7 protein-coding genes are annotated in these 11371 nt (G+C 71.0%); 5 read left to right on the forward strand and 2 right to left on the reverse strand.

The annotated features are described in order from the left end of the window. Nucleotides 1-389: 389 nt before the first annotated feature. The 4 genes from C1I97_RS21145 (at nucleotide 390) to C1I97_RS21160 (ending at nucleotide 8776) form a co-directional block, all read left to right on the forward strand. Nucleotides 390-905, forward strand: coding sequence for a DUF6912 family protein (locus C1I97_RS21145; protein WP_111004791.1), 516 nt, complete (start codon nucleotides 390-392; stop codon nucleotides 903-905). A 76-nt stretch (nucleotides 906-981) separates the two neighbouring features. Beyond that, nucleotides 982-1650 carry an HAD family hydrolase gene (locus C1I97_RS21150; RefSeq protein WP_111004792.1) on the forward strand — a complete coding sequence of 223 codons (669 nt, stop codon included), beginning with the start codon at nucleotides 982-984 and terminating at the stop codon, nucleotides 1648-1650. A gap of 540 nt (nucleotides 1651-2190) precedes the next feature. Next, nucleotides 2191-7125, forward strand: a complete 4935-nt coding sequence (locus C1I97_RS21155) for an NAD-glutamate dehydrogenase (RefSeq protein ID WP_111004793.1) — start codon at nucleotides 2191-2193, stop codon at nucleotides 7123-7125. 136 nt (nucleotides 7126-7261) lie between these two features. Beyond that, nucleotides 7262-8776, forward strand: coding sequence for a hypothetical protein (locus C1I97_RS21160; RefSeq protein ID WP_181446829.1), 1515 nt, complete (start codon nucleotides 7262-7264; stop codon nucleotides 8774-8776). A 15-nt stretch (nucleotides 8777-8791) separates the two neighbouring features. On the opposite strand, the gene C1I97_RS21165 is transcribed toward C1I97_RS21160, so the two are convergent. Together C1I97_RS21165 and C1I97_RS21170 are read right to left on the reverse strand one after the other, a co-directional pair. Then, nucleotides 8792-9595, reverse strand: coding sequence for an ABC transporter ATP-binding protein (locus C1I97_RS21165; RefSeq protein WP_111004794.1), 804 nt, complete (start codon nucleotides 9593-9595; stop codon nucleotides 8792-8794). Further along, nucleotides 9588-10502 (reverse strand): ABC transporter permease, encoded by a 915-nt coding sequence (locus C1I97_RS21170; RefSeq protein WP_111004795.1) that lies wholly within the window; start codon nucleotides 10500-10502, stop codon nucleotides 9588-9590. Before C1I97_RS21170 ends, C1I97_RS21165 begins: the two co-directional genes overlap by 8 nt. A gap of 147 nt (nucleotides 10503-10649) precedes the next feature. Between C1I97_RS21170 and C1I97_RS21175 the strand changes: the two genes are divergently transcribed. Next, nucleotides 10650-11276, forward strand: coding sequence for a TetR/AcrR family transcriptional regulator (locus C1I97_RS21175; RefSeq protein WP_111004797.1), 627 nt, complete (start codon nucleotides 10650-10652; stop codon nucleotides 11274-11276). The last annotated feature ends 95 nt before the right edge of the window (nucleotides 11277-11371 follow it).

Raw genomic sequence — 11371 nt, forward strand, 5'->3', positions numbered from 1 at the left:
GTGGAGAGCCGCCGGGGCGGCGGGTGTCGTGGCGGCTCGGCGGGCGGGTGCCCGGGCGGCGCTGGGCCCTGGTCATGACCTTGTTCATGAGTCCCCGTTCGGTGCGGTCACCCGGTGTGTACCGGGCAGTAACTTTCTGTTGGGCCTCTTGTACGGGGCAAAAGCGACGACGGCAAGGAAGGCGCGACGCGCGTCGCGGGGCGGACGGATTCACCTGTCCGTGTGATCGAGGGGGTCACGGACCCCGGGAGAACGGGGGAGCACCGGGTGAGACGAGGGGCATGGAGTGGACGGTTCAGGGGGCGTGGCCAGGACTCGAAAGGAGGCTTGCGCACGTATCCTGAAGGCCGTCCGGGTGGCGAACCCTCCGACCACGAAAGCGGCCTGCCATGCGTGTCTACGTCCCTCTGACCCTCCCCGGCCTCGCCGAGGCGCACAAGACGGGGGAGCTCGGGGCGGAGTCGCTCCTCGCGTACGCCGTGACGCCCGCCCTGCGCGAGTGGTACCTCTCCGACGACATCGAGGAGCTGGAGTACGCCGCGCTGAGCCGGGCCGCGCTGGCCTCGCTGCGGCTGCTGGCCATGGACCCGGGTGTGCCGCGGCGCCGGGTCGTGGTCGCCGTGGACGTGCCCGACAGCACGGCGGCGGCCGACCCCGACCGCGGACTCGACCCCGCCGCGCTCGGCGAGGTGCGGGTGACCGGCCCCGTGCCCCTGGCCAGGACGGCCGCCGTGCACGTCGACGCGGACGACGCGGCGGCGGACGTGACCGCCGCGGCCGAGGCCCTGGGGGCGGCGGACGCCGGGGACGACGACGCCCAGTTCGTCGTGGACGGCGCCGAGGACCACGAGCTGCTGTGGTACGCCACGCAGGAGATCCCCCACCTCGTCGGGCTCGGCGACTGAGAACCCATCGGGGCCCCGGACCCGCCCCTGAGCCGCTGTTCTCCTGATTGTCAGTGGCGGCGAGTACGTTTTTGGCATGGGGAAGCAATCAGGGACGCACATCGTCTGGGACTGGAACGGCACGCTGTTCCACGACAACGACGCGGTCGTCGGGGCGACGAACGCGGCGTTCGCCGAGCTCGGCCTGGAGCCGATCACGCTGGAGCAGTACCGCGCGCTGTACTGCGTGCCGATCCCGAAGTTCTACGAGCGGCTGCTGGGCCGGCTCCCCACCGGGGCCGAGTGGGACGCGATGGACGTCGTCTTCCACCGGTACTACACCGAGCACCGCACCCGTTGCACGCTGACCGAGGGAGCGGTGGACCTGCTCACCGGCTGGACGTCGGCCGGTCACAGCCAGTCGATCCTGAGCATGTACGGGCACGAGGACCTCGTCCCGCTGGTGCAGGGCTTCGGAATCGAATCGCACTTCCTGCGGGTGGACGGGCGGACGGGGCCGTCCGGCGGCAGCAAGGCCGCGCACATGGTGCGGCACCTGGATCTGCTCGCCGGGACGGTGAACCCGGCGCGCACGGTGGTCATCGGGGACGCGGCGGACGACGCGCTGGCCGCGCGGCACGCCGGGGCACGGGCGGTGCTCTACACCGGCGGTTCGCACAGCCGGGCCGGCCTGGAGGAGGCCGGCGTGCCGGTGGTGGACACACTCGGCGAGGCGGTCGCCGAGGCCCACCGCCTCGCGGAGTGAGAGCGGAAGAGGGAAGGCCGGGAAGGTCGGGAAGCAGGAGGGAAACGAGGAAAGAGGGGCAGAAGCGGTCAAGGAGGACAAGCAGGTATACGCTGCTTCCGCCCCCACCACCCCTGTGCAGAACGTCAAACTTCCACCCCTGGTTTTGTACACATACGGCTCATGACGGGCCCCCCGTGAGGAGGGATAGCCTTGGTGGCGTGATCAGCGCGATAGCTCGCGGGGGCACCGTCGCCTCCGCTGTGCGCCCGGTGAGCACGGACCACATCCGTGTCCGGGCGGCGGTCGCTGATTCTCGCGGGCGGGAAGGGGGTGCGACGGCCCCCAGGAAGCCGCGTCAACTCCAGACACCGGTGCCATGGAGAGCAGCGTCACACCCGCCGGACGCATCGAAGATGGCTGATATCCCCCCGTTCATCTCACCCCGAGGCATAGCGTCGGAGTGGACCGGGTGCCCCGGTCCGAGGCGTCACGCCGCAAGGGCGGAGACCGTACTTCCTTCTACGTCACGCAACGGCGCGCGACAGGAGCCAGAGGACAATGCAGACCAAGCTGGACGAAGCCAAGGCCGAGCTGCTCGAGAGGGCCGCCCGGGTAGCTGAGAACAGTCCGGTCGGGGGTCATCTCCCGGCCGGGTCGACGGGCGAGGGCGCCCCGGACCGGGATTCCGTCCTCGCCTTCCTCCAGCGTTTCTACCTGCACACCGCCCCCGAGGACCTCACGGACCGCGACCCGGTCGACGTCTTCGGAACCGCCTACTCCCACTACCGCCTGGCCGAGAACCGCCCGCAGGGCACGGCCAGCGTCCGGGTCCACACTCCGACCGTCGAGGAGAACGGCTGGACCTGCACCCACTCCGTCGTCGAGGTCGTCACCGACGACATGCCCTTCCTCGTGGACTCCGTGACGAACGAGCTGACCCGGCAGGGACGGGGCATCCACGTCGTCGTCCACCCGCAGTTCGCGGTGCGCCGGGACGTCACCGGCAAGCTCATCGAGGTGCTGCCCACCGCGGCACCCGGCGAGCCGCTGCCGCACGACGCGCTCACCGAGTCCTGGATCCACGTCGAGATCGACCGCGAGACCGACCGCGCCGACCTCAAGCAGATCACCGCCGACCTGCTGCGCGTGCTGTCCGACGTCCGCGAGGCCGTCGAGGACTGGGAGAAGATGCGCGAGGCGGCGATCCGGCTCGCCGAGGGGCTGCCCGGCGAGTCCGTGCCCGGCGACCTGCACCCGCGGGAGGTCGACGAGGCCCGCGAGCTGCTGCACTGGCTGTCCGACGACCACTTCACCTTCCTCGGCTACCGCGAGTACCAGCTGCGCGAGGACGACTCCCTGGCCGCCCTGCCCGGCACGGGTCTCGGCATACTGCGCGCGGACCCGCCGCACGCCGGCGACGACAGCCACCCGGTCAGCCCGTCCTTCGAGCGGCTGCCCGCCGACGCCCGCGCCAAGGCGCGCGAGCACAGGCTGCTGGTGCTGACCAAGGCCAACAGCCGGGCCACCGTCCACCGGCCCTCCTACCTGGACTACATCGGCGTCAAGAAGTTCAACGACAAGGGCGAGGTCGTCGGCGAGCGCCGTTTCCTCGGCCTGTTCTCGTCCGCCGCCTACACCGAGTCGGTGCGCCGGGTCCCGGTCATCCGGCGCAAGGTCGACGAGGTCCTCGAGCTCGCCGGTTTCTCGCCCAACAGCCACGACGGACGCGACCTGCTGCAGATCCTCGAGACCTACCCGCGCGACGAGCTCTTCCAGACCCCGGCCGGCGAGCTGCAGGCGATCGCCACCTCCGTGCTGTTCCTGCAGGAGCGCCGCCGGCTGCGCCTGTACCTGCGCCAGGACGAGTACGGCCGCTACTACTCGGCCCTCGTCTACCTCCCGCGCGACCGCTACACCACCGGCGTACGCCTGCGGATCATCGACATCCTCAAGGAGGAGCTGGGCGGCACCAGCGTCGACTTCACCGCCTGGAACACCGAGTCGGTCCTCTCCCGGCTGCACTTCGTCGTCCGCGTGCCGCAGGGCACCGAGCTGCCGCAGCTGTCCGACGGCGACAAGGAGCGCATCGAGGCCCGCCTGGTCGAGGCCGCCCGCTCCTGGGCGGACGCCTTCTCCGAGGCGCTGACCGCCGAACTCGGCGAGGAGCGCGCCGCGGAGCTGCTGCGCCGCTACTCGGGCGCCTTCCCCGAGGGCTACAAGGCCGACCACACCCCGCGCGCCGCGGTCGCCGACCTGGTCAACCTCGAGCAGCTGAACGAGGACAAGACCTTCGTGCTCAGCCTGTACGAGCCGGTGGGCGCCGCCCCCGAGGAGCGCCGTTTCAAGATCTACCAGAAGGGCGGCTCGGTCTCCCTGTCCGCCGTTCTGCCGGTGCTGAGCAGTCTCGGCGTCGAGGTCACCGACGAGCGGCCGTACGAGCTGCGCTGCGCGGACCGCACGACGGCGTGGATCTACGACTTCGGTCTGCGCATGCCCAAGGAGGTCAGCGGCAGCGGCGACTACCTGGGCGACGACGCCCGCGGGCGCTTCCAGGACGCCTTCGCCGCCGTCTGGACGGGCAAGGCGGAGAACGACGGGTTCAACGCCCTGGTGCTGTCCGCGGGCCTGACCTGGCGGCAGGCGATGGTGCTGCGCGCGTACGCCAAGTACCTGCGCCAGGCGGGCTCGACCTTCAGCCAGGACTACATGGAGGACACCCTCCGCAACAACGTCCACACCACCCGGGTGCTCCTCTCCCTGTTCGAGGCGCGGATGTCGCCGGAACGCCAGGGCGCCGGGCACGAGCTCGTGGACGCGCTCCTCGAAGAGGCCGACGCGGCCCTGGACCAGGTGGCCTCCCTCGACGAGGACCGGATCCTGCGGGCCTACCTCACCGTCATCAAGGCGACCCTGCGCACCAACTTCTTCCAGCAGGCGCAGGACGGCCGGCCGCACGACTACGTCTCCATGAAGTTCGACCCGCAGGCCATCCCGGACCTGCCGGCGCCGCGCCCGGCGTACGAGATCTGGGTGTACTCGCCGCGTGTGGAGGGCGTGCACCTGCGTTTCGGCAAGGTCGCCCGGGGGGGCTTGCGCTGGTCCGACCGGCGCGAGGACTTCCGTACCGAGATCCTCGGCCTGGTCAAGGCGCAGATGGTGAAGAACACCGTCATCGTGCCGGTCGGCGCCAAGGGCGGCTTCGTCGCCAAGCAGCTGCCCGACCCGAGCGTGGACCGGGACGCGTGGATGGCGGAGGGCGTCGCCAGTTACAAGACGTTCATCTCGGCACTGCTCGACATCACCGACAACATGGTCGCCGGCGAGGTCGTGCCCCCGCAGGACGTCGTGCGGCACGACGGCGACGACACCTACCTGGTGGTCGCGGCCGACAAGGGAACGGCGCGGTTCTCGGACATCGCCAACGAGGTCGCCCAGTCGTACGACTTCTGGCTCGGTGACGCCTTCGCCTCCGGCGGCTCGGCGGGCTACGACCACAAGGGCATGGGCATCACCGCCCGCGGCGCCTGGGAGTCGGTCAAGCGGCACTTCCGGGAGCTGGGCGTGGACACCCAGACCGAGGACTTCACGGTCGTCGGCATCGGTGACATGTCCGGTGACGTGTTCGGCAACGGCATGCTGCTGAGCGAGCACATCCGGCTGGTCGCCGCCTTCGACCACCGGCACATCTTCATCGACCCCGACCCGGACGCGGCCGTCTCCTACGCCGAGCGCCGCCGCCTGTTCGAGCTGCCGCGCTCCAGCTGGGCCGACTACAACGCCGAGCTGATCTCGGCAGGCGGCGGGGTGTTCCCCCGTACGGCCAAGTCGATCCCCGTCAACGCGCACATCCGCGAGGCCCTCGGCATCGAGTCCGGTGTCACCAAGCTGACCCCGGCCGACCTGATGCGGGCGGTCCTCAAGGCATCGGTGGACCTGCTGTGGAACGGCGGCATCGGTACGTACGTCAAGGCGTCCACCGAGTCCCACGCCGACGTCGGCGACAAGGCCAACGACGCCATCCGCGTCGACGGCCGCGACCTGCGGGTCCAGGTCGTCGGCGAGGGCGGCAACCTGGGCTTCACCCAGCTGGGCCGGATCGAGTGCGCGATGCAGGGCGTCCGGAACAACACCGACGCCATCGACAACAGCGCCGGCGTGGACACCTCCGACCACGAGGTGAACATCAAGGTCCTGCTCAACGGCCTGGTCGCGGACGGCGACATGACCGTCAAGCAGCGCAACAAGCTGCTCGCCGAGATGACCGACGAGGTCGGCGCCCTGGTGCTGCGCACCAACTACGCGCAGAACACGGCGATCGCCAACGCGCTCGCCCAGTCCAAGGACATGATCCACGCCCAGCAGCGCTTCATGAAGCACCTGGTGCGCGAAGGCCACCTGGACCGGGCACTGGAGTTCCTGCCCACCGACCGGCAGATCCGTGAGCGGCTGGCCGCCGGGCACGGCCTGACCGGTCCGGAGACGGCCGTCCTGCTGGCGTACACGAAGATCACGGTCGCCGAGGAGCTGCTGCACACCTCGCTGCCGGACGACCCGTACCTGCGCGGTCTGCTGCACACCTACTTCCCGACCCCGCTGCGCGAGCAGTTCGGCGAGCAGATCGACAACCACCCGCTGCGCCGCGAGATCACCACGACCGTCCTGGTCAACGACACGGTCAACACGGGCGGTACGACCTATCTGCACCGTCTGCGGGAGGAGACCGGCGCGTCGCTGGAGGAGATCGTCCGGGCGCAGACGGTGGCCCGCGCGATCTTCCGGTCGGCACCGGTGTGGGACGCGGTCGAGGCGCTGGACAACAAGGTCCGGGCCGACGTCCAGACCCGTATCCGGCTGCACTCGCGCCGCCTGGTCGAGCGCGGCACGCGCTGGCTGCTGAACAACCGGCAGCAGCCGCTGGAGCTCGGCGAGACCGTCGAGTTCTTCGCCGACCGGGTCGGACAGGTCTGGGCGGCCCTGCCCAAGCTGCTCAAGGGCGCGGACCTGGAGTGGTACCAGCAGGTCTACGACGAGCTGTCCGGCGCCGGCGTCCCGGACGAGCTGGCCACGCGGGTGGCCGGGTTCTCCTCCGCCTTCCCGGCGCTCGACATCGTCTCGGTGGCCGACCGCATGGGCAAGGACGCGATGGACGTCGCCGAGGTGTACTACGACCTCGCCGACCGTCTGCACATCACCCAGCTGATGGACCGCATCATCGAGCTGCCGCGCGCCGACCGGTGGCAGTCCATGGCCCGTGCGGCGATCCGCGAGGACCTGTACGCGGCGCACGCGGCCCTGACCGCGGACGTCCTGGCCGTGGGCAACGGCTCCGCCACGCCGGAGCAGCGGTTCAAGGTGTGGGAGCAGAAGAACGCGGCGCTCCTCTCCCGGGCGCGCGCCACGCTCGAGGAGATCCAGGGATCGGACGCGTTCGACCTCGCCAACCTGTCGGTGGCGATGCGGACGATGCGCACGCTGCTGCGCACGCACTCGTAGCGCGCCTCCGGACCCCCGGACAGTACGTCGTCGAGAGCGCCCCGGACCGGACGGTCCGGGGCGCTCTTCTGCTCCTAAGTAGGGAAATTCGGGACATTTGGATAAAGTTGCCGTGTGACTGCGAACCCCCTGGCCGATGCGCGCGGCACCGGCTGAGGCGTCTCCCACGGGCAGAGCCGCCCCTCGGCCGGCGGCCATCCCGGGACGAGCCGTCGCGCCCCGTTCGGCCGCCTTGCCCCTCGTCGTCCTGCTGTTATGGGTGATCGTCCCGCTGCCCTGGGCCGGCGATCTCGGCATGCACGCGGCGACCATTGAGCGGCTGCGGCACGACCTGCTCCACCCCGGCAACCCACTCGTCGACGCGGACACCCCGAGCCCGTACTACTCGCCGTGGATGCTGCTGCTCGGCTGTGTCGCCCGGGCGACCGGCCTGTCGGCCTTCGGCGTCCTGCGCCTCGCCGCGCTCGCCGGGCTCGCGCTGCTGGTGACGGGCGTGTGGCGGTACGTCAGGACACTCAGCGCGCACCGGGCGGCGCCCGCCCTGGCCGCCCTGAGCCTCGTCCTGCTCTGGGGAACGGCCGTCATCAACTGGAGCGGCTTCCTCTCCCTGAACTCCCTCGCGCTGACGGTGTCGTACCCCAGCGTGTTCACCCTCGGCCTCTCCTTCCACCTCTGGGCGTGGCTCACCCGGGCGCTGCGCACGCCCACCGAATGGAGGACGTGGCCGGCGCTCGGGGTGCTGTGGGCGGCGATCCTGCTCTGCCACCAGTTCACCGGGCTCGTCGCCACCCTGGGCGGCCTGGCCTCGGTGCTCTCCGCCCGGCCCGCGCGGGCGCTGTGGCCGCGGCTCGCCGCGGCGGCGGCGCTGGGCCTGCTGGTGCTGTGGCTGTGGCCGTACTACGACTTCTTCGCCCTGCTCTCGGCCGGCGATGACCTGGAGGGGGTGCACCGGGCGCTCTACACGGACTTCCTGGGCCGCTACTGGCTGGCCCTGCTCGGGGTGGCCGCCCTGGCCCTGCGGTGGCGGCGCGACCGGCGGGACCCCCTGGTGATCTTCTTCCTGCTGGGTGCGCCGGTGTGCGCGGCGGGCTTCGCGGACGGCCACTACTCCTGGGGCCGCGCCCTGCCCGCCGCCCTGATCCCGGCCCAGCTCGCCGCCGCGCTCGAGGTGGTCCAGGGCGGCCTGCGGGCCGTACGGACCTGCTGGGCGTGGGCACTGGCCGCGGCGCTGGCCGTGGGCGCGTGGACCCAGGCCGGAGTGCTCGGATACGCCGTCGGACGCGACGCGCTGCCGGACGTGCTCGCGGCCGACTACACCCCGCCATGGCCCGGGTACGACTGGATCACCCCGTATGTGAGGTACGGGGAGGTGGTCATGGCCCGGGACCTCCCCTCCCGGCAGATCCCGGCCTACGGCCCCTACACCGTCGCCCCCGGTTACCCGGACTTCTTCCTGCCGGACGAGTTCCGGCGCGAGCTGGCGGTGCAGCGCTACTACACGCGTGGCACGCCGGCCCTCGCCCGCAGGGAGATCCTGCGCGAGTACGGGGTGCGCTGGGTCCTGGACGGACGCGGTCCCCGGAGCGACCCGGACCTGCGGGCGGTGGCGCACGGCCCGGGCGGCGAGGTGCTGTACGCCGTGGTGCCGTGACTCCCTCCCGGCCGGCTACTTCCCGGTGCGCTTGCCGGCGCCGCCGGTGAAGGCCTCGTACGCCTCCAGGACCTCCTCGGTCGGCCCGTCCATGCGCAGCTCACCGCGTTCCAGCCACAGCACGCGCTCGCAGGTGTCGCGGATCGACTTGTTGTTGTGGCTGACCAGGAAGACCGTGCCGGCCTCCTTGCGCAGCTCCCGAATGCGTTCCTCGGAGCGCTTCTGGAACTTGCGGTCGCCGGTGGCCAGCGCCTCGTCGATCAGCAGGACGTCGTGGTTCTTGGCGGCGGCGATGGAGAAGCGCAGCCGGGCCGCCATGCCGGAGGAGTACGTGCGCATCGGCAGCGTGATGAAGTCGCCCTTCTCGTTGATGCCGGAGAAGTCGACGATCTCCTGGTAGCGCGACCTGACCTCCTCGCGGGACATGCCCATGGCCAGGCCGCCGAGGTGGACGTTGCGCTCGCCGGTCAGGTCGTTCATCAGCGCCGCGTTCACGCCGAGGAGGGAGGGCTGGCCGTTGGTGTAGATCCTGCCGTTCTCCACCGGCAGCAGGCCCGCGACCGCCTTGAGCAGCGTGGACTTGCCGGAGCCGTTGGTGCCGATCAGACCGATCGCCTCGCCCTTGTAGGCGACGAACGAGACCTTCTTCACGGCGTGCACCCGGCGTACGCCGGAGGCCTTCTCGGCCTTCCCGCGGCGCAGGATGCGGTCGAGGGCGGCGGTCGCGCTGCCGCGGCCGGAACCGGTGCCGTTGACCCGGTAGACGATGTCGACCTCGTCGGCGATGACGGTGGGGACGGGTTCGGTGCGCTCAGCCACGGCCGTACGTCTCCTCGGCCTTCCAGAAGTAGACGAACCCGCCGACACCGGCGAGCAGTGCCCAGCCCAGCGCCAGCGCCCACACGTGGTGCGGGAGCTGGTTCGCCTTGAAGCTGTCGATCAGTGCGAAGCGCATCAGGTCGATGTAGACGGCGGCCGGGTTGGACTCCAGCAGCACCTTCAGCACGTGCGGCGTGTGGTTGCGCGCGAGCGTCTTGTCGATGCTCCACATGACGCCGGAGACGTACATCCAGGTGCGCAGGACGAACGGCATCAGCTGAGCGATGTCCGGCGTCTTCGCGCCCATCCGGGCCATGACCATCGAGACGCCGGCGTTGAACACGAACTGCAGCGCCAGCACCGGGAGGGCCAGCGCCCACGACACGCCGGGCGCCATGCCGAAGCAGAGCAGGATCACCACGAGGGCGGCCATCGAGAACAGCAGCTGCTGGAGCTGCTGCAGCGCGAACGAGACCGGCAGCGCGGCCCGCGGGAAGTGCAGGGCCCGCACCAGGCCGAGGTTGCCGGAGATCGCGCGGGTGCCGGACATGATCGAGTTCTGTGTGAACGTCCAGACGAACACCCCCGTCACCAGGAACGGGATGTAGTCGGCCACGCCGCGGCTGGTGCCCAGCAGGATGCCGAAGATGAAGTAGTACACCGCCGCGTTCAGCAGCGGGGTGGCCACCTGCCAGATCTGGCCGAGCTTCGCCTCGCTGTACTGGGCGGTCAGCTTGGCCGTGGCGAAGGCGCTGATGAAGTGGCGCCGCGCCCACAGTTGGCGCACGTACTCCGGCAGGGAGGGGCGGGCGCCGCTGACGGACAGGCCGTGGCGGGCGGCGAGCGCCGCGAGGCCGCCCTCGGCCGGGGCCGGGGTGGGGGGTGGTGCGTGGAGGACCTGGCTCACATCCGGTGCTCTTTCGCTCGGAACGGTTTCTTACGGTCCTCTTCACGGTTTCTTACGTCGGAACGGGACCGTATCGTCGCAACGTGAGCGTAGGGCGAAATGACGTCGGGACGCAACCGTTTCGTCGTCACGCCCTATGCTGGCCCCATGACGACGAACGCCGAGGACTCCCGGACGCGCCCGCGCCGCCGCGCCCCCGCCGGGGCGGCCGTACTGCGCGAGGACGTGACGGAGGCGATCCGAACCGCGGTCTTCGAGGAGCTCGCGGCCGTCGGCTACGCGCGCATGTCCATCGAGGGGATCGCGCGGCGCGCGGGCGTCGGCAAGACCGCGGTGTACCGCCGCTGGCGCTCCAAGCTGCACCTGGTGCTCGACATCGTCTCGGCGCTCGCCGTGCAGGGCCTGCCCGCACCGGACACCGGCTCCCTGGAGGCCGACCTGCGGTTGCTGTACGAGGTGACCTCCCGGGCCCTGCGCCATCCCGTGGCCTCGCAGGTCATCCCGGACCTGCAGGCCGAGGCGGCCCGCAACCCGGACATCGCCGAGGCCATGCAGAAGGCCCTGCGCGACGGTCAGGAGAGCGTGGCCAGCAGCATCCTGGCGGCGGCCGAGAGCCGCGGCGAGATCCGCCCCGGCCTGGACCGGGAGCTGGCCCTGGACCTGATCTCGGGCCCGCTGTACTGGCGCGTGGTCGTCATCCGCGCCCCGAAGCTCCCCAAGGGCTACCTGGACGCCCTGGCCCGCGGGACGGCGGAGGCCGTCAAGGCGCTGTAGGGCTGTCCGGCGGATGCGACCGGCTCCGGGCCACGGGGCCTGTCGGTCCGGGTGCGGGGGAGAGGGGCGGCGCGGCCGCGAAGCGGGGAAGGGAG

It is taken from the genome of Streptomyces sp. NTH33 (assembly GCF_003236365.1).
In the GTDB taxonomy this organism is placed as follows: Bacteria; Actinomycetota; Actinomycetes; order Streptomycetales; family Streptomycetaceae; genus Streptomyces.